The sequence below is a fragment of the Dyella sp. genome (genome assembly GCF_035277725.1).
GTDB lineage: Bacteria > Pseudomonadota > Gammaproteobacteria > Xanthomonadales > Rhodanobacteraceae > Dyella_B.
The window spans coordinates 1-18,555 of the sequence record NZ_DATEJY010000144.1; the positions used below are offsets into that span (position 1 = coordinate 1).

At 61.3% G+C, this 18,555-nt stretch carries 14 protein-coding genes and 1 pseudogene; 10 read left to right on the top strand and 5 right to left on the bottom strand.

The features are described 5' to 3' along the window. The 6 genes and pseudogenes from VJR68_RS13075 to VJR68_RS13100 form a co-directional block, all read left to right on the top strand. Nucleotides 1-278 (top strand): annotated as a pseudogene (locus VJR68_RS13075) (nitronate monooxygenase); the annotation flags it as partial. Nucleotides 279-398: 120 nt separating this feature from the next. Next, nucleotides 399-1,370, top strand: a complete 972-nt coding sequence (locus VJR68_RS13080; protein WP_324148264.1) for a LysR family transcriptional regulator — start codon at nucleotides 399-401, stop codon at nucleotides 1,368-1,370. A gap of 105 nt (nucleotides 1,371-1,475) precedes the next feature. After that, entirely contained in the window at nucleotides 1,476-2,186 is a 711-nt protein-coding gene (locus VJR68_RS13085; RefSeq protein ID WP_324148266.1) for an SDR family NAD(P)-dependent oxidoreductase, read from the top strand. A gap of 48 nt (nucleotides 2,187-2,234) precedes the next feature. Then, nucleotides 2,235-2,471 carry a 4-oxalocrotonate tautomerase family protein gene (locus tag VJR68_RS13090; RefSeq protein WP_324148269.1) on the top strand — a complete coding sequence of 79 codons (237 nt, stop codon included), beginning with the start codon at nucleotides 2,235-2,237 and terminating at the stop codon, nucleotides 2,469-2,471. A gap of 123 nt (nucleotides 2,472-2,594) precedes the next feature. Beyond that, nucleotides 2,595-3,596, top strand: a complete 1,002-nt coding sequence (locus VJR68_RS13095; protein WP_324148271.1) for a YncE family protein — start codon at nucleotides 2,595-2,597, stop codon at nucleotides 3,594-3,596. Nucleotides 3,597-3,764: 168 nt separating this feature from the next. Then, on the top strand, nucleotides 3,765-4,877 hold the full coding sequence (locus tag VJR68_RS13100; protein WP_324148273.1) for a hypothetical protein: 1,113 nt from the start codon (nucleotides 3,765-3,767) through the stop codon (nucleotides 4,875-4,877). A 107-nt stretch (nucleotides 4,878-4,984) separates the two neighbouring features. On the opposite strand, the gene VJR68_RS13105 is transcribed toward VJR68_RS13100, so the two are convergent. From VJR68_RS13105 to VJR68_RS13115, 3 genes are all read right to left on the bottom strand, one after another. Beyond that, complete coding sequence (locus VJR68_RS13105; RefSeq protein ID WP_324148275.1) at nucleotides 4,985-5,977, bottom strand: hypothetical protein; 993 nt, start codon at nucleotides 5,975-5,977, stop codon at nucleotides 4,985-4,987. A gap of 185 nt (nucleotides 5,978-6,162) precedes the next feature. After that, nucleotides 6,163-7,758, bottom strand: coding sequence for a hypothetical protein (locus VJR68_RS13110; protein WP_324148276.1), 1,596 nt, complete (start codon nucleotides 7,756-7,758; stop codon nucleotides 6,163-6,165). A gap of 155 nt (nucleotides 7,759-7,913) precedes the next feature. After that, nucleotides 7,914-8,366, bottom strand: coding sequence for a DUF3574 domain-containing protein (locus VJR68_RS13115; RefSeq protein WP_324148278.1), 453 nt, complete (start codon nucleotides 8,364-8,366; stop codon nucleotides 7,914-7,916). Nucleotides 8,367-8,821: 455 nt separating this feature from the next. Between VJR68_RS13115 and VJR68_RS13120 the strand changes: the two genes are divergently transcribed. Continuing rightward, nucleotides 8,822-11,200: a TonB-dependent receptor family protein gene (locus VJR68_RS13120; RefSeq protein WP_324148281.1), complete on the top strand. Its 2,379-nt coding sequence runs from the start codon at nucleotides 8,822-8,824 to the stop codon at nucleotides 11,198-11,200. 111 nt (nucleotides 11,201-11,311) lie between these two features. Here VJR68_RS13120 and VJR68_RS13125 read toward each other — a convergent pair whose 3' ends face one another. Continuing rightward, nucleotides 11,312-12,574 (bottom strand): NAD(P)/FAD-dependent oxidoreductase, encoded by a 1,263-nt coding sequence (locus VJR68_RS13125; RefSeq protein WP_324148283.1) that lies wholly within the window; start codon nucleotides 12,572-12,574, stop codon nucleotides 11,312-11,314. A 417-nt stretch (nucleotides 12,575-12,991) separates the two neighbouring features. On the opposite strand from VJR68_RS13125, the gene VJR68_RS13130 reads away from it, so the two are divergent. The 3 genes from VJR68_RS13130 to VJR68_RS13140 all read left to right on the top strand — a co-directional run bounded on the left by VJR68_RS13130 (nucleotide 12,992) and on the right by VJR68_RS13140 (nucleotide 17,452). Further along, nucleotides 12,992-13,936 (top strand): peptidylprolyl isomerase, encoded by a 945-nt coding sequence (locus tag VJR68_RS13130; RefSeq protein WP_324148285.1) that lies wholly within the window; start codon nucleotides 12,992-12,994, stop codon nucleotides 13,934-13,936. A gap of 146 nt (nucleotides 13,937-14,082) precedes the next feature. Further along, complete coding sequence (locus VJR68_RS13135) at nucleotides 14,083-16,197, top strand: AsmA family protein (RefSeq protein WP_324148287.1); 2,115 nt, start codon at nucleotides 14,083-14,085, stop codon at nucleotides 16,195-16,197. A 328-nt stretch (nucleotides 16,198-16,525) separates the two neighbouring features. Continuing rightward, entirely contained in the window at nucleotides 16,526-17,452 is a 927-nt protein-coding gene (locus VJR68_RS13140) for a DMT family transporter (RefSeq protein ID WP_324148289.1), read from the top strand. Nucleotides 17,453-17,601: 149 nt separating this feature from the next. Here the strand turns inward: VJR68_RS13140 and VJR68_RS13145 are convergent, their stop codons facing one another. After that, entirely contained in the window at nucleotides 17,602-18,498 is an 897-nt protein-coding gene (locus tag VJR68_RS13145; RefSeq protein WP_324148291.1) for a LysR family transcriptional regulator, read from the bottom strand. Nucleotides 18,499-18,555: the final 57 nt, after the last annotated feature.

Below are 18,555 nucleotides of genomic sequence, written 5' to 3' on the forward strand. Positions count from 1 at the left end.
ACACGGTGATGACGCGCGTGATATCAGGGCGACCTGCACGCAGCTTGACGAATGACTTCACGCGCTGGGGCGCCAACGTGCCGGATGATGCGGTGCCGGATTATCCCGTTACGTACGATGCGGGCAAATCGTTGAACGCGGTCGGGAAGGCAGCGGGATTGACGGGTTATGGCGCGCATTGGGCAGGACAAGCTGCGCCGTTGGCGCGCGCGTTGTCTTCGAAAGCGTTGATGGAAACCTTGGAAAGCGAGTTGGAACAGGCGCGTAGGCTGGGATGAAATCCCAGCACCAGATGCTGGGATTTCATCCCAGCCTACGGAGTGCTCTCGCTAGGCGTGGCGAACGACCTGTAGCAAACTCCCTGCAGCCGTTCCATTCACTTCTGCGAGGCACGCCGTATGGATCGCATCGACGCCATGAAGGTCTTCGTGACGGCGCTGGATGAAGGCAGCCTTGCCGGTGCAAGCCGTCGAACCGGGCGATCGGCGGCGGCGGTAAGTCGGGCGATTGCGTTTCTGGAAGCCCATGTCGGCGTGCCGCTGCTGCATCGAACCACGCGTTCCATCAAGCTGAGCGAAGCCGGCGAGCGCTATGCGATCGCGTGCCGCAAATTACTGGCCGACCTGGAAGAAGCCGATCGCCAGGCCGCGGGCGAAAAATCCGTGCCGCGCGGCACGTTGACCATCACCGCGACCGTGTATTCCGGGGTGGAATTGCTGCGCCCGATCGTCGATGCCTTCATGGAGCAATACCCCACCGTCAACGTGCGCATGTATCTCTTGGAACGGCCGGTCAATCTGATCGACGAAGGCATGGACCTGGCCTTGCGCATTACGCATCTGCCCGATTCCACATTGGTGGCGCATCGTGTCGGCGAGGTGCGGCGGGTAGTGGTGGCGTCGCCGCGTTATCTGGCTACGCATCCGCGCATCGATGAGCCGGCGCATCTGTCCAAGCATTCGGTGATTGCCCTGCAACACAATGGCGTTGAGTCGTGGACGTTTCCGCCACTGGAAGGTTCGTCGGTGCCGCGCGCCGTGCCCATCACGCCGCGCCTGGTGGTGAACAACGTGCGCGCGGCCATCGCTTCGGCGGTGGACGGGCATGGTGTGACGCGTTTGCTTTCGTATCATGTGGCGGCGCAAATCAAGCAAGACATGCTGCGCATCGTGCTGGCGGATGCCGAACCCGCACCGATTCCCGTCCACCTCGTTTCGCCGTATGGACGTCTTTCCGTACCGAAAGTGCGCGCCTTCGTGGACTTCGCCCTGCCCCGCCTGCGCACGCAATTCGCCAGCCTGGCCAAGGATGCGGAAAGCAAACCTGCCGCGCCGATTCCACCGCGCCGCGGAAGAGTGTCTGCCGAATAGCAGGGATTCGCTGTTACTCGTGACGAGCCTAGATTGAAGGCGTCGGCGCTCCCCACTCATTCGGTAGCGCGCTGGCTTCCCTTCCTTTCTAAAGAGATCGACATCATGAGCAACTCACGCAAAGTCGCCATCATTACGGGCGCATCGCAAGGCATCGGCGCAGGCCTGGTCAAGGCATTCCGCGACCGCGACTATCGCGTCGTGGCCAATTCGCGCTCCATCAAACCGTCCAGCGATCCAGACGTACTGGCCATTGCCGGCGACATTGCCGACCGCGCCGTGGCCGAGCGCATCGTCAAGGAAGCGCTGGATCGTTTCGGACGCATCGATACGCTGGTGAACAACGCGGGCATCTTCGTTGCCAAGCCGTTTACCGCTTACACGGCGGAAGACTACGCCAACGTTTTGGCGACCAATGTGCATGGTTTTTTTCATATCACGCAATTGGCCGTGGCCGAGATGGAGAAGCAGCGTAGCGGCCATATCGTCAACATCACCACGACGCTGGCCGAGTACGCGATCGATGGCGTTCCCTCGGTACTGGCATCGTTGACCAAGGGTGGCCTTAATGCGGCAACCAAGTCGCTGGCGATCGAATACGCCAAGCGCGGCGTGCGTGTGAACGCGGTGGCGCCGGGCGTGATCAAGACGCCGATGCATGCGGCGGAAACACACGAGACGCTGGCCTCGCTGCATCCGGTTGGCCGCATGGGCGATATCAACGACGTTACCGATGCCGTGCTGTTTCTGGAATCGGCCGGGTTCGTCACCGGTGAAATCCTGCACGTCGATGGCGGCCAGAGCGCCGGCCATTGACCACACCGGGGCGGGCACACGTCCGCCCCATTCCGGAGGAAAAGCGTCATGCCTATCGTCAATATCAAAGTGACCCGCGAAGGTACCGCACCGGGTCAAAGCGCCATAACCGCCCAGCAGAAAGCGGCATTGATCAAGGGAACCAGCCAGTTGTTGCTGGACGTGCTCAACAAGCCGCTCGATGCCACCTTCGTGGTGATCGACGAGGTGGAGCTGGAGAACTGGGGCTGGGGCGGATTGCCGGTGCCCGAATATCGAAAACAGTTGCAAGCCACGCAGAAGTGAGAGTTCGATAGCCGCTCCCTGGTGGGGGATATCGCAGTATGGCCCTTTGAAGCTTTTCGTAAGGTTGGGCGAGGCATCATGGGCCGAACCGTTTCGCCAGAACACCACCATGGGAGTCGTCACATGAAGAAGAAACTCGCGCAGGCACTTGCCCTGGCCGGTCTGCTCTGCACGCCGCTGTGGGCTGCGGCGCAAAACGCGGATACCTATAAGGTCACGCATCAATATGCGCTCGGCGGTAGCGGCAGCTGGGATTACCTCACCCTGGATTCGGCCGGGCATCGCCTGTTCATCGCGCGTGACGACCGGGTCATGGTGGTCGATCCGGCCACCGGCAAATTGCTGCAGGAAATCCCGGGGATGAAGCACGTGCACGGCATCGCGTTGGTGCCGAGCCTGCATCGCGCCTATGCCAGCAACGGCCACGGCGACGACGTCAGCGTGATCGACTTGAACACACTCAAGGTGATTGGACATATCGCAGTCAGCGGCAAGGACCCGGACGCCATCATCTACGATCCCGCCACGTCGCACGTGCTGACCATGAATGGCGATAGCAACAACATCAGCGTGATCGATCCGGTCGCCGGCAAGGAACTCTCCACCATTGCGCTGGACAGCAATCCGGAGTTCGCCGCCAGCGATGGCCAGGGCAACGTCTACAACAATCTGGAAGACAAGGCCGAACTCGCGCACATCGACATCAAGACCGGCAAGGTGCTGCACACCTGGTCGCTGGCACCGTGCGAAGGCCCCACCGGCCTGGCGCTGGATGCGGCGAACAAGCGCGTGTTTTCCGCGTGCGCGAATGGCTGGCTGATCGTGACCGATGCCACCGACGGCCATCAGGTAGCCAAGCTGCCGATCGGCAAGCGGCCCGATGCGGCAGCATACGATCCGCAGACGCACGAGGTATTCGCATCCAGCCGCGATGGCGTGCTGAATGTGTATCACCAGGATTCGGCGGATCAGTACTCCAAGGTGGCGGATGTGCCGACCATGAAGAGCGCGCGCACCATGGCGCTGGATGAGGCGTCGAACCAGGTGTATCTGGTGGGCGCGAAGGTAGCGGAGAAAGGCAAGCCGGTGAGTGGGTTTACGCTGCTGGTGGTTGGCAAGCCGTAAGAACGCTGCAAGACACTCCCTCCCCTGCAATAGCAGGGGAGGGAACCGTTTTCGTGCTTGCTCGCGTCGAGTGCCATTCCAGCGCCCCCTGTTCACCCATGAGACACCGGGAACCCGCCAGACTTCACGGGTTCAAACCGTCTTCCGTCTTAAAAACAGGGAATGCTCGTGCTTTACCGCAATACCTTTCGACGCCGCTTTCACCCTTTGGCGTGCCTGCTGCTATCCGCCGCCTCCGCGGGCCTGTTCCAGCCGGCGCAAGCGCAGAAAAGCACGACGCGCGAGCAGACCGCCAGCCAGCTCAATATCCAGGTCAACGATGACCGCATGACGCTGAGCATGGCGCGCGTGCCGCAGATCTATCTGTATGGCCCGATCGATACCGACGCGCCACAGCGCTTTGAAGCGCTGATCCGGTCCGGCCGCATCAAGCCCGGTTCGGACGTCTATTTGAATTCGCCCGGCGGCAGTGTCAGCGCTGGCATCGCATTGGGCCGGCTGATCCGGCAAGGCTCGATGGTGACGCACCTGGGCGTGCCGCGCCTGCCTCACCAGACCACCACCTTCAATCGCTCCGCCATGTGCGATGGCGCTTGCGCCTACGCCTATCTCGGCGGGCTGTATCGCTGGGCGATAAGCGGCAGCGATCGCATCGGGTTTCCCACCTATCGCGAGCAACAGACACCGGCGGATGTCGCTGCGTATCTGAAGGACATGGGCATCGATCTTGCCACGCTCACGGCCGCCGCTGGCGGCACGGCTTCCACCGGCTCTGCGCAGGATCCCACGCTTTGGCCGAACGGCGAGGAGATGATTGCCAGAGGACTGGCCAACAACGGCCGGCAGAATCTGATCGCCACCTACAAATATCAGCAAGGCGCGCCGTATCTGGAACTCAAGCAACAGGATCGCAACGGCGAGCACAAGATCACCTTTCTGTGCAAACCCCATGGCGTCGAACTCACTACCTACGACACGATCGGCGCGGTGCGCGCACGCGGCATCGTCACGCGCGAACAGCGCTCGTATTTCGAACTCAACCAACAGGAAACACTGCCGCAGGAACGCGGCGGCGTCACCGTGGCGGACGACTCGGTGGTGATGCAACGCATCTATCCGTTGAACCAGTTGCAGCAACTGGCATCGGCCAAGGCAATGGGCGCGTGGGTGCGCGATCGCACCGGCATTCGCTTCGGTTTTGCGTTCGAAGTGACCGGCGTGAAAAAGGTGCTCACCGATTTCTATGAAGCGTGCACGTCGGTGACGCAGCAACACGCCTGACACGCAGGTTGGGGTGCGAACCCCAGCGTGGCCACGTTCCACGCATCGGGATGTTGTGGTTCGCACCCCAACCTACCTGACATCGACATCGCCTTGTTTGGGCGACGTCAATCCATCACCGCCAACACGCACTCATTCGCACCGCAGCTACGGCAGCACACGGAAAAGATCGACAAGCCCTGCGACGCCACCACCGGTCCCAGCAAACCTTCCAGATAGCCGCTGAAGAACTTGCAACTAGAACGCCCCTCTTCTGTGCACAACGGACTGTGGCGGATGTGCAACTGGTTGGCGGCATAGTCCACCTCCGTCAGCGCGCGCAAGGCCGGCACGCCGATGCGTTCCATCGCTTCGTCCAACGCCATCTTCGATGTCACGGCGTGATTGCGCTCGAACAGCCATGTGCCAATGCGTTGGCCAGCCAGTGACAGCGACGATTCGCGCGCGCCCTCTTCCACCGATTGCTCCAGCTTTTTCAGCAGAGGAAAGATCTGCGGGTAATCACCCATCAGCTTCGGCAGCAGTTTTTCCACCGCGGCCTGGTCGGCATCCAGCTGCAGCACTTCCTTGAACGGCTCTACCGGCACCACGGGTGCGGCGGGCGCGGGTGCCGGCGGGCGCATGAAGACGAATTCGGGCTCGGCTTCCGGTTCCGTCTGCAGCAAGGGCTCCGGTTTGACGAAAGCTTGCGCGAATTCGTTTGACGCAGGCATCCGCGCCACCTGCGGCACAGCATCAGGTGCTTTGAATACAGGCTTGGCTTCTGCCGGCTTGGGCGTTTCGGCGGGCGGTGCGGGTGGCGGTGGCGGCACATAGTTGGCGGCCACCGAACGCGACGCAGCGAAGTGCGGTTTGGTCTGCCCTTCCACCACCGGCGACACTTCGAAGCTGACGAGACGTTCGAGTTTTTCCAGCGCCGTTTCCAAGCCGCGCTGTTTGCGGGCAAGTCCGCGCACGACCATGGTCAGCAACACGCCATGGCGGTCATCCGCCAGACGCTGCCGCACCAGGGCGAAACCGCACGCGGCTGCGCATCGTCCAACATCAATAAGCAAACCCTCGCGCGACAGCGCGAGCGCCTGAATTTCCAGCTCGATCATTAGGCCCCCCTGTGTTCGATGCTGGTGATTGGAATGAAGACGAAAAGGATGACCGATTTCGTCTGACATTACCGTGACGCGTCTCTACCGGCGCGCAACGCCGCCGGGCGCGTTCGATGCACACCATGCCTGAAACTGTCTTTCAAGGCCAATACCGGCCTTTTTGACGCCGATCGAGATAACTTTTACGCATGCTCCGGCGCGGGTTCGCCACGCCAGAACGAAAGCATCAGCAACACCGCGGCCAACGCCAGATACGCGCCGGCAAACTGGAAGGCGATCGCACGCATCGCCGGTTCAAGCGTCCATGGCAGATACAAATTGCCAGCAGGCATCACCGAATGGATGATGCCGAACAAAGTCAGCACGCCACCCAGCAAGGCGATCCATGCGGCTTGGCGCGGCTTGCGATCGATCATCGCGACGACAAAGCTGGCCCAGATCATCGACGTGATGATGAAGCCATTGCCGAGCACGTTGATCACCGCCAATTCCGACATGCCTTGCGAGGCGTCGTTGTACAGCGCCATGAAACGATCTGGCGCCACGTATGTGGGATCGCCCAGCTTGATCGCCACCATGCGTGCAATGGCGGGAAAGAAACTGAACACCACCGCCGCCGCATGGCGCAGTGGCGTGGCCTCGAACGCTTGCGTCGTGATGCTGATGGCGATGAAAACCAGGATCGGCGCAAACACGGCCAACGGCAGCATTTCCACCAGATTGGAGAGGTAACCGAAGATGCCGCCGAGGCCGACCACGATGCCGGTGATCAAGGTATAGCCGGTGCGTGCGCCCATGGCGCGAAACGCCGGCTGGCCGATGTATGGCGTCGTTTGCGCTACACCGCCACAGACACCGGCGACCAGTGTGGCCAGCGCTTCCACCAACAAAATATCACGCGTGTTGTAGTCGTCGCCCGCAGCGCGGGCGCTCTCGGTAACGTTGATGCCGCCCACCACCATCAGCAATCCGAACGGCAGAATCAGCGACAGATACGGAATCGTCAGCGGCAAGCCGTGCAGCCATTGCAAGGTCGGCCACGGCAAAGCCACGCGCCACTGCCACGCCGCCAACGGGTGATAGCCGTGTCCCAGCCAACCGAGCGGTCCAAGCACTTCATACAGCAGCACGCCAACGACGAAGGCCACCAGCACGCCGGGCAAGTTCCATGGCATCCGTCCGCGCGCTACCAACGCATACAACACCACGCCAAGGCCAGCGAAACCGACCACCGGAACCTTCATGATTTCCACCAGCGGCAGAAAGCCCATCAGCACCAATGCGATGCCGGCAATGGAACCCAGCAACCCCGCGCGCGGCACATGCCGCTGCACCAAGGGGCCGAAAAACGCGAGCACGGTCTTGAGCACGCCCATCACCACCAGCGAGGCCATGCCGAGCTGCCAGGTAGCGATGGCCGCCGCGTGTTCGTCCATGCCGGACTGCTTGTAATGCAGAAAGGCCGGACCGAGCACGAGCAACGCCATGCCGATGGTGGTGGGCGTGTCCACGCCCAGCGGCATCGCGGTGGTTTTTTCGTTGCCGGTGCGCTTGGCCAGGCGACGCGCCATCGCCGTGTACGCCAGATTGCCGAGCAGGATGCCCAGCGTGGTGCCGGGGAACATGCGCGTATAAATCAGGTCGGCGGGGAAACCGAAAATGCCGATCAGCGCGGTGGCGAGGAAGGCCATCACGGAGATGTTGTCCACCAGCAGGCCCAGGAAGCCGTTGAAGTCGGCGCTGACGATGTGGGGGAATGTGCTTGAGGGCTTGGTCACGAGTTATCTCAGGTGGATGCGTTGATTTCTTCAAGCAACATCATCGAAACGCGTAGGCTGGGATGAAATCCCAGCATCGGGAGCTACATAAAAGCTGGGATTTCATCCCAGCCTACGCGGCTTCGTAGGAAGACGGCCTGACAATCGGCATCTCGTCAAAACGACACATCCGCCGGCTGCGTCACCCGCAACACCGACTGGTCACCCGTGCGCTGCTTCCACGCCGCGCGGATCGCATCGATCTTGCTGCGGTTGTCGCTCGTATCCGGGTAATAGATCACCAGCATTTTCGAATGCAGCCGCTCGGGCGTGGTTTCCTGCTTGCCTTGCCATTGGCCATATACGTCGATCACGCTGAGGCCATCTGGAAAGCGCGGCGTTACTTCCTTGTCGAGAAAGGCGCGCCACTGCGCCTCGCTGATGCCCTGCTCCGGATGATCGGCCGGGCCCAGGCCGAAAAACAACCTGGTATCCACCCAGCCCTGCGTCTGCGCCGGATGTGCCGTGTCGCCTTGCAAGGTGGAGGAAACGGCAGGCGCCGGCGTGGTGGCGCAAGCGGCGAGCTGCAAGGCAAGCACGGCGGCGAGCAGCAAACGATGGATGGTCATGCATTCCCCTTGAAAACGTTTGGACGTCCAGACGCGTGCGTCCTGCCCGCGAGTATTCATGACAGCTCGCCGCCTTCGCAACCGATCCCTGGCGACCGCGGTGGCCGGTGTTTCAAACAGATCATTCGTAACTTGTTGCGTCAGCACAACGTAAGCCATTTTTCATCTCTGCCATAGCGCCGCTGGAGGAAAATTTCTTCCAAAAAGTTTATTGCGGCAAATTCAAGCACTTCCCTTGTCCATCTCGACGCTTCGCGCACAGTAACAAGCATGCGTGCTAGACAAGCTCGCGTCATTACGATAAACAAATTGTTACATCGCAGCATGGGAAGGGAGCCGGCGGTTAGACCGGCTTCTGCGGTGTTTTTCATCTGTCATTACAGGCCATGCGAGCACCAGCAAAGACTGGGCGCACGCTGTTTGTCGGCACATTTCGTTTGGGGGAATACCTGGCAATGCATACATCCGCAATTCGCCGTCGCAAACCGCTTTGGCTTGCATTGGCTACCACCCTGGTGATCGGTACCGCTGGCATCGCGCACGCAGACAACAATGCGCCGGCATCCGATGCCAGCAGCACCAACGACAAGACGCACAAGAGCACCACGCTCTCCACCGTCAACGTCAACGCACAGTCACTCGCGGGCGGCTTGATGGCGGTGCAGGACCAGCCCAAGCAGGTATCCACGATCACCGCGCAGGCGATCGCCGAAGTGCCGATCACCGCCGACTACACGCAGATGATCAACAGCGCACCGGGCGTGAACTCCGCTTCCAGCGATGGTTTCGGCCTCACCGACGCCAGCAGCTATACGATCCGCGGCTTCAACGCGAGCGAGATTGGCGTGACGCTCGACGGCGTGCCGGTAAACGATGCGGGCAACTACGTGCCCTACGCGTCGGAATACGGCGAAGCGCGCAATTACGAATCCATCAACGTGACGCAGGGTTCGGCCGATCTGGACATGCCGGATCTCGGCGCGGTTGGCGGACATATCAGCTTCGTTACCCGCACGCCGACAGAGAACTTCAACGTCTACGCCGGCCAGACCTTCGGCAGCAACGATGCACGCAGTACCTACCTGCGCATCAACACCGGGGCGACCGGTCCGGTGCGCAGCTGGATCTCGATCTCGCGCAATTCGGACAACAAGTGGCGCGGCGGCGGCTACAACCATATCGACCGCATCCAGGCGAAATCGGTATGGACGATTGACGACAACGACAGTCTTACCGCCAACTTCAATCTCAATCGCGAGCACAATTATTTCTACATGCCGCTGACCAAGGCGCAGGCGGCGCAGTACGGCTACACCTACGACTACAACACCACCTGGACGCCCACGCCGGCCGGCGGCTTCCCAGCCAGCGCGCTCTACAGCGATCCGGCCACGCTCGCACAGGTCGATTACTACCGCCTGTTCCAGAACCCGTTCAAATCGTGGGTGGCCAGCCTGGATGGCGAATTCAAGTTCGGCAGCAATCTCTCGCTCTCGATCATTCCCTACTTCCAGTTCGGCGATGGCAACGGCAGCTTCGGCGGATTTTTGCCGTTGCAGTTCAATGCGAGCGGCAAGCCGATCGTACAGGCGGATCAATTTACCGATGGCCAGTACACCGTGTACGAAGCGTACCGGCCGATCACATATCGCCCCGGCATCAATGCGAAGTTCACGCTGGAACTTGGCCTGGACAACACGCTCGATTGGGGCATCTGGTATGAGCGCTCGCGCCAGCTGGAATACATCGATGCGTCGTACGTGGACCCCAACACCGGTGCACCGCTGTCGGTATGGGGCGACAACAAGCTGCTGACGTACGGCAATGGACAGATCTGGAAAAACTATTCCGAGTACGACCTCACCACGGTGAAGAAAGCGTTCGTGGAAGACACCTGGACGCCCAACGATGCATGGACCTTCAACGCCGGCGTCGCCTACCTGCACACCGACCGCGCCAATCAGTTCGTGCTGTTCCCCGGCAATCCTGATCCGGTGGATTGGACGTCCTATCAGAATTCCGACGATCGCTACCATCGCTTCCTGCCGGCGGCGAGCGCGTCGTGGAAGCTGGATGAGAGCAACCAGCTCTACTACAGCATCACCCGCACCTTCCGCGCGCCGCCGGATGCCGCCACCTTCGGCAATGCGCGTATCGGCTTGCCGGCACCCTTGCCGGAAAGCGCGTGGTCGAACGAAATCGGCTGGCGCTTCACGCAGGGGCCGCTCACGCTGCACACCGATGCATACCTGGCCAACATGGGCAACCGCACCGCGGTGGGTTTGGACCCGAACACCTTCATCAACTACTACATCAACGCCGGACGCGTGCGCATGGCGGGCGTGAATGCCGAAGGCAATCTGGATCTTGGCCACGGCTTTACGCTGTACAGCTCTTACACGTATACGCAGGCCAAGGTGGAACAGGATCTCAACCTGCCTGCCACGGCTGATACGGGTGCCGCGTTCTACGACACCAAGGGCAAACAATTTCCGGGCACACCGCGCAACATGGCGTATATCGGCGCGCGCTACTCCGCGAACGGATTGACGTTGAACTTGAACGGCAAGTTCACCGGCAGCGAGTATGGTGATTTCCTGAACACCGAGCGCGTGTCATCCAACTTCATCTTGAACGGCAGCGCCAGCTATGAACTGCCGGATTTCAGCGTATTGCACAAGCCGACGATTGCGATCAACGCGCTGAACCTGCTCAACCGCCGTTACCTGATGCTGCCATCGAGCCTGACGATTTCCGCAGCGGAGTCGTCACCTACGTATTACGTGGGCGCGCCGCGGCAATGGTACGTGACGCTCAGCACGGAGTTGTTCTAAGCAACCGGCCCGTAGGTTGGGGTGAGGCGCAGCCGAACCCCAACGTGGCGTGCAGCCTCCCGCAGAGGTTGGGGTTCGCATTCCGCTCACCCCAACCTACGGAGCAACACATCAGGTTTTGCGGCTGAGAATGATCCGCGCCGCGCGCTCGCCTTTCATGTACAGCCATAGCCAATTCAATGCCACCATCAGGCGATTGCGCACGCCGATCAAGAAATAGATATGCGCCAGCGCCCACACCACCCACGCCGCGCGGCCACGCAGCTTCACCTTGCCGAAGTCGACCACGGCGGTGTGTTTGCCGATGGTGGAGAGGTTGCCGTAGTTGCGGTAATGGAACGGACCTGGCGCCGGGCGCTTATGCAACCGCGTTTTGATCACTTCCGCCGCGTATTGGCCTTGTTGCTTGGCGGCAGGCGCGAGACCGGGCACCGGCTTGCCGTTTTCCTGCTCCACCAGGGCGGTGTCGCCGATCACGAAAATATCCGGATGCGCGGCAACGGTGAGATCGCGCTCCACCTTCACGCGACCGGCTTTATCCGCCGATACATTCAACCATTGCGCGGCAGGCGAGGCGCGCACGCCTGCCGCCCAGAACACGGCCCCGGCATCAATGCGCTTTTCCTTGCAGACAACCCCATCGGCGTGGCATTCGGTGACCGGGCAATTCAACATCACCTCGACACCGAGTTGCCGCATGGTCTGCAACACGTAATCGGATAACGTCTCGGGGAAATTGGACAGCACGCGCGATGCTGCCTCCACCACGATGACGCGCGCCTGCCGCGTATCGAGCTGGCGAAAATCACCGGGCATTTCCTCGCGCGCCAGCTCGGCAATGGTGCAGGCCAGTTCCACGCCGGTGGCACCGGCGCCGATCACCACGAAGGTCTGCAGCTTCTGACGCTGGACGGGATTGGGCTCGCGTTCGGCCTGCTCGAACACCGAGAGCAGATGCTGGCGGATCGACAGCGCATCGCCGAGTGTTTTCAGCCCCGGCGCGAACTGGGCCCATTCGTCATGGCCGAAATACGCGTGCGTGGAACCGGTGGCGATCACCAGCGTGTCATACGGTATGCGGCTGCCATCGGTGAGTTGCACGGTCTTACCGGCAGCATCGACCCCCTCCACTTCGGCCATCAGTGTGGTGATGTTCTTGAAGCGATGCAGCACGTGGCGAATGGGCCAGGCGATCTGCGAAATATCCAGCGCCGCACCGGCTACTTGATAGAGCAAGGGTTGGAACACGTGATGGTTGCTGCGATCGATCACCGTGACGTCAACGGGTTGGTTACCCAGGCGCCTGGCCGCCTCCAGGCCGCCGAAGCCGGCGCCAAGGATCACGACGCGATGCGGATGTGCGGTGCCGTTCAAGCGACTTCTCCTTGGCAGTCAGACGTGGAGCAATGTTCGAGGATACAGGGCGCCGAATGTGATGCGCGTGCATGGATCAGATGGGGTTGGAAGGTCGAGATGGCCATTCGCCTGGCAGGCGTTGCTCCAAATGTAAGAACAATGGCACTAACTTAGACATCGTCGCCCCGGCGAAAGCTGGGGCCTAGTGTCTTGGGCGAAATGCAAGTCGCTGGGTCCCGGCTTTCGCCGGGACGACGATTGAAGATTTTCCGTCATATTCAAGCGATGTGCAGGCTAAGTTAGTGCCACTGAACTTAAGGATGTTTCAGCCGCGGAAAACCTTCATTCGTCATTCCGCCGCAAGGGCCGCCTACTACGCATCCCCAAAGGTCTCTGCTACCGTCACGCAGCCGACAACCTCCGGGGAAACCGCTTATGCGCCTGCGCCGTCTTCAAGCCGGTCTGCTTATCGCCATGGGCCTGCTTGCCCTGCCTGCCATGGCAGATACGCCCAAAGCCACGCCCACGGCTAAGGAAATGCTCGCCAAGTCCAAACCGGACGAGTGGCGTACGCCCGATCCGAACAACCTGCTGTACATGCAATTGCCGCAGGGCCGCGTGGTGATCGAACTGGCGCCCGATTTCACGCCGCTGCACGCTGCCAATATCCGCACGTTGGTGCGCGAGCACTATTTCGATGGACTGGCGATCATCCGTGTGCAGGACAACTTCGTCACGCAATGGGGCGATCCGAATGACGACGACAACGGCGACAAAAGCAAGATCAAGCCGCTGGGCAGCGCCAAGCGTACGGTACCGCCGGAGTACACGCGCGCGATCGATGCCAAGCTGCCGTGGACACCCTTGCCCGATGGCGATGTGTACGCACCGCAGGTAGGTTTCAGCGAGGGCTTCCCTGCCGCACGTGATCCGGCCAGCGGGCGCGAGTGGCTGGTGCATTGCTACGGCATGGTGGGCGTGGCGCGTGACGTGGCGCCGGACAGCGGCAGCGGCAGTTCCTTGTATGTCGCCATCGGCCAGGCGCCGCGGCAGATCGATCGCAACCTGGCGATAGCCGGCCGCGTGCTGGAAGGCATGCAGTACCTGTCGGCCTTGCCGCGCGGTACCGGGCCGCTTGGGTTCTATACACAGGCAGCGCAGCGCACGCCGATCCTGTCGGTGAAGCTGGCGGCCGATCTGCCACCGGCGCAGCGCGAAAAGCTCCAGGTACTGCGCACCGACAGCAACACGTTTGCGGCCATCATCGAGGCCAAGCGCAACCGCCACGACGCGTTCTACACCTTGCCGGCCGGGAAGGTGGATATCTGCAATATCGACGTGCCGGTACGCACGGAGCCAACAGCCAAGGCTGATCATTGATGAGTTTGCATCCCGTTGAACGGTGCAGGCGCATGAATCCACGCTAAGCACCACCACAAAAACTACACGCGATCTTCGCCTGATTCGTAGTTACTTGAGCACACGCCAGCCGTATAGCGTGCGGCACTCGGCAAAGGCAGGGAGTGATGCGGCTCAGTCTGAAAATACTGGCGTGGATCGTGGGCGTGCTGATCGTGCTGGTGATCGTGCTGGTGCTGTTCGTGGCTCTGTTCAACTGGAACCGGCTCAAACCGACGATCGACGCCAAGGTCAGCGCGGCCATCGGCAAACCGTTCACGATCGACGGTGACATCACTGCTGCGTGGAGCCGCGAACCGAGCGAGCCCGGTCTGCGCAGCGTGCTGCCATGGCCGACCTTCACTGCGCGCAAGATCCGGATCGGCAACCCGACGTGGACCAGGCAGCCGCAACTGTTGCAACTGGATGCGCTGACGTTTCGCATCTCGCCGTTGCCATTGCTGCTGCATCACATCTATGTGCCATCGGTGCAATTGTCCGGCTTGCAGGTGGATCTGGAACGCGACAGCAAAGGCCAGGCCAACTGGAACATCAACCTGCCGCAGGACAACCATCAGCCTTCCAGCTGGAAGCTCAGCATGGGCACGATCGGCCTCGACAAGGGCGAGATCGCGTTGGACGACGTGCAGACGCATTCGAAGCTGCAGATCGGCATCACGCCGCTGCAGCATGCGATGCCCTACGAGCAAGTCGTAGCGCAGGCCACCAGCACCTCGCGTGCCGACGTGGGGCATGACGTGGGCCGCATGGTGGACAGCAACCAGACCACGCCTGACGTGTCCAGCCATGCCAGGCGCACGGCGTATCAGTTTGCCTGGACCGTCAACGGCACCTACCAGGACACGCCGGTGGATGGCAGCGGCAAGAGCGGTGCCGTGCTCGCCCTGGAAAGCGCCACGCAACCGTTCCCGATCCAGGCGCGCGTGCATATCGGCACCAGCAAGATCGCCGTGGTCGGCACGCTGACCGATCCGATGCACTTGTCCGCACTGAACATGCGCGTGTGGTTTGCCGGCGCGAGCATGGCGAAGCTGTACCCGATTCTTGGCATCACTCTGCCGGATACACCGCCGTTCGCAACGGAAGGCCATTTGTCGGCGGAAGTGCATATGCAGGGCAGCCGTTACAGCTATCGCAACTTCCGCGGACGCGTGGGCGAAAGCGATATCGGCGGCAATCTTCAGGTAGTGACGGGCGGCCCGCGCATGAAGCTGACCGGCGACCTGCATTCGCAATTGCTGCGCTTTGCCGATCTTGGCGCACTGGTCGGCGGCGGCAGCCAGACGCAGAAAGAACAGCGCGGCGACACCACGCCGCAACCCGGAAACAAGGCGTTGCCGGTGGAGCAGTTCCACACCAATCGCCTGCAAACCATGGATGCCGATGTGACCTTCGAGGCGGCGCGCATCGAGCGCCCGAACTCCTTGCCGATCAACGCCGTCAACACGCATATTCTGCTGGACAATGGTGTCTTGAAACTCGACCCGCTGCATGCGGGCGTGGCCGGCGGCACTATCGATGGCAATGTGCAAATGGATAGCACGGTGCAGCCGATGCGTACCGCACTCGATCTGCACGCACGCCGCCTGCAGTTGAAGCAGATGTTTCCGACCGTGCAGTCGATGCAAAACAGTTTCGGCGAGCTCAACGGCGACATCACCATGAATGGCGCCGGCAGCTCGGTATCGGGTTTGCTCAGCAATGCCGATGGCGACGTGAAGCTGTTGATGGACAACGGCGTAATCAGCAAGACGCTGCTGGAACTGGCCGGCTTGAACGTCGCCAATGTGGTGGTGCGAAAACTGTTCGGCGACCAGGACGTGAAAATCAATTGCCTTGCGGTGGATATGACCGGCAAGGAGGGTGTGTTTACCAGCCACCTGTTTGTGCTGGATACCTCCGATGCCACCATCAACGTGGATGGCTCGATCAATTTCCACGATGAACATATGGATCTGAATATCGTGCCGCATACGAAGGGCCTGCGTGTGTTTTCGCTGCGTTCGCCGCTGTACGTGAAAGGCACTTTCAAGGATCCGGATGTGGGCGTAAAGCCGGGACCGTTGATCTTGCGTGGCGCGGGCGCGGCGGCTTTGGCCGCGTTGGCGGCACCGGCTGCGGCGTTGCTGGCGGTGGTGGTGCCCAGCCGTGGCCAGCACAACGACTGCCAGCAAGTGTTGATGCAGTTGCGCAATGCGCCGCCGCCAGGGAAGGTGAAGTAAGGCCCCGCACGCCGCCGTAGAACCCAGACCCGTCATTCCAGCGAAAGCTGGAATCCAGTTAAGTACGTTGTGCGAAGCACTCAGCACTTTTATATCGTGTGCTGCGCACGTCATTTTGACTGGATTCCGGCCTTCGCCGGAATGACGCAAGGCAAAGAAGCGCCTTGCGACAAGTGCGAAGCCTGGTCCGATGATTCTTGGCCATGCCTCCTTAGCGCATAGGGAGCAGGCGAAATTCGTCGTCACTGGAAGCAATGTCGGCAAAAGAGACAGGGACATGTCATGGCTGTCATAGAATACGCACCTCCCTCCCCCACCCCGCATCCCCATGCAGCCCGTCACCAAGGCCCGCCTGCAAATCCACTTCTGCGTATTGCTATGGGGCTTCACCGCCATCCTCGGCAAGCTCATCACGCTGCCGGCCACGGCGCTGGTGGGCTGGCGCATGCTGCTGGTGGGCGGCAGTTTGCTGTTGACGCCGCGGGTCTGGCGCGGCTTGCGTGCCATGCCGATGAAGTTGCGCCTGGCGTACGCGGGCATCGGCGTGCTGGTGTCGTTGCATTGGTTGACGTTCTACGCGGCGATCAAGCTGGCCAATGCTTCCGTAGGCGCCACCTGCATCGCGTTGGGGCCAGCCTTTCTGGCGTTTGTCGAGCCGTGGATTGCGCGTCGGCGTTTTGATCCGCGTGAACTGCTGATGGCGATTGCGGTGATACCTGGCGTGGCGATGGTGGCCGGTGGCGTGCCGGCACATATGCGCATCGGCATTGCCGTGGGCGTGGTGTCGGCATTGTTCGTGGCGCTGTTCGGTTCGCTCAACAAGCGCATGGTGCACCACGGTGATCCGTTGACCGTGACCTGCATTGAACTGGGCACCGGCGCGCTATTCCTGGCATTGCTCGCACCGTGGTTGCCGCATGCGGGCCCCGCCTTTCCGGTACCGAACCTGCATGACGCCGTGCTGCTGCTGATCCTGGCGTTCGGCTGCACGCTGCTGCCGTTCTCGCTGGTGCTGGTCGCGTTGCGCCACGTCAGTGCGTTTGCGATGCAAATGATCACCAACCTGGAACCGGTCTACGCCATCGTGCTGGCCATGTTGTTGCTAGGCGAGCAGCGGCAATTGGATGGTTGGTTCTATGCAGGGGTAGTGGTGATTCTGGCGGCAGTGTTTGCGCATCCGTGGCTGCATCGGAACGAGCAAGCGCCGGTGCAAGCCGAATTGCTGGGAACGGCAGAGAGCCACAATCTCGACTAGGGATGCTCTGATCTATTCCATGTACCCGTCACCGCACTGTATGCGCGCCGCGCGGCTTGAACAGGCGGCCAGTCCGCCCTGCGCCACGCAACACACCCTGCGGGCCTTCTGGACGTCATGCCGGGTGCATGGAATAGATCAGAGCATCCCTAGCGTTTCGCCAGGCGATCCCGCATGAAATCAATAAACGCCCGCACCTTTGCCGGCGGCTGCGGATCGGGATACACCGCATGGATGCCGCCTTCCTGCAGGCGATACGGTGCAAGCAACACCTGCAGCCGTCCGGCGTGGATATCTTCCTGCACCAGGTAATCCGGCAACACGGATACACCGGCGCCAGCAAGCACCAGCGCACGAATCGCCGCGGCATTGTTCGCCTGCATCACTTGGCGCATGCGCACCACGCGACGACTGCTTCCGCGCGTAAAGGTCCAACGCAACGGCGTCGCCAATGCGGACATCGCAATCCAGCCGTGATGCATGGCGAGATCTTCCGGCCGGCGCGGCGTGCCGTGTTCGGCAAGATAGGCCGGGCTCGCCATCACCTGCTGGCGAAAGTTGCCCAGGCGCGTGGCGCGCAAGCTGGAATCGCGTAGCCAGCCGATGCGGATGGCCAGATCGAAACGCTCGGCGATCAAATCGTTGAGTTGGTCATCGATCACCAGATCCACGTGCAGCGCTGGATACAGCCGCCGGAATTCGACCAGTGCCGGCGCGACCACCGCCGTGCCGTAATCGGTGGAGGTGGTGAGACGCAGCGTGCCGCCCGGCTTGCTGCGTTGATCGCCGATACGCTCGATCGCCGCTTGTGCCTGTTCCAGCAATTGCACGCAATCGGCATGAAACACCGTGCCCGCTTCGGTGAGGGCCATGCGGCGCGTGCTGCGTACAAGCAAGGTGGCGCCGAGCTCACGCTCCAGCCGCAACAGGTGCTGGCTGACCATCGCCTTGGTCATGCCCAAATGCTCGGCGGCGGCGGTGAACGAGCCGGCGCGTACCAGTGCTACGAAAACGGCCAATCGATTGAGGTTGACGTCGCGTCCCATGGCGAAATGATTGTCAACCTTTTCTTGACAGTCAATTCCCTATTAGACCGTTTATCG

Excerpts from the sequence above, each read along its gene's own strand:
- VJR68_RS13145 (WP_324148291.1), bottom strand. The coding sequence starts at position 18,498 with ATGGGACGCGACGTCAACCTCAATCGATTGGCCGTTTTCGTAGCACTG.
- VJR68_RS13140 (WP_324148289.1), top strand. The coding sequence starts at position 16,526 with ATGCAGCCCGTCACCAAGGCCCGCCTGCAAATCCACTTCTGCGTATTG.
- VJR68_RS13120 (WP_324148281.1), top strand. The coding sequence starts at position 8,822 with ATGCATACATCCGCAATTCGCCGTCGCAAACCGCTTTGGCTTGCATTG.
- VJR68_RS13085 (WP_324148266.1), top strand. The coding sequence starts at position 1,476 with ATGAGCAACTCACGCAAAGTCGCCATCATTACGGGCGCATCGCAAGGC.
- VJR68_RS13090 (WP_324148269.1), top strand. The coding sequence starts at position 2,235 with ATGCCTATCGTCAATATCAAAGTGACCCGCGAAGGTACCGCACCGGGT.
- VJR68_RS13105 (WP_324148275.1), bottom strand. The coding sequence starts at position 5,977 with ATGATCGAGCTGGAAATTCAGGCGCTCGCGCTGTCGCGCGAGGGTTTG.
- VJR68_RS13080 (WP_324148264.1), top strand. The coding sequence starts at position 399 with ATGGATCGCATCGACGCCATGAAGGTCTTCGTGACGGCGCTGGATGAA.
- VJR68_RS13115 (WP_324148278.1), bottom strand. The coding sequence starts at position 8,366 with ATGACCATCCATCGTTTGCTGCTCGCCGCCGTGCTTGCCTTGCAGCTC.
- VJR68_RS13095 (WP_324148271.1), top strand. The coding sequence starts at position 2,595 with ATGAAGAAGAAACTCGCGCAGGCACTTGCCCTGGCCGGTCTGCTCTGC.
- VJR68_RS13135 (WP_324148287.1), top strand. The coding sequence starts at position 14,083 with ATGCGGCTCAGTCTGAAAATACTGGCGTGGATCGTGGGCGTGCTGATC.
- VJR68_RS13130 (WP_324148285.1), top strand. The coding sequence starts at position 12,992 with ATGCGCCTGCGCCGTCTTCAAGCCGGTCTGCTTATCGCCATGGGCCTG.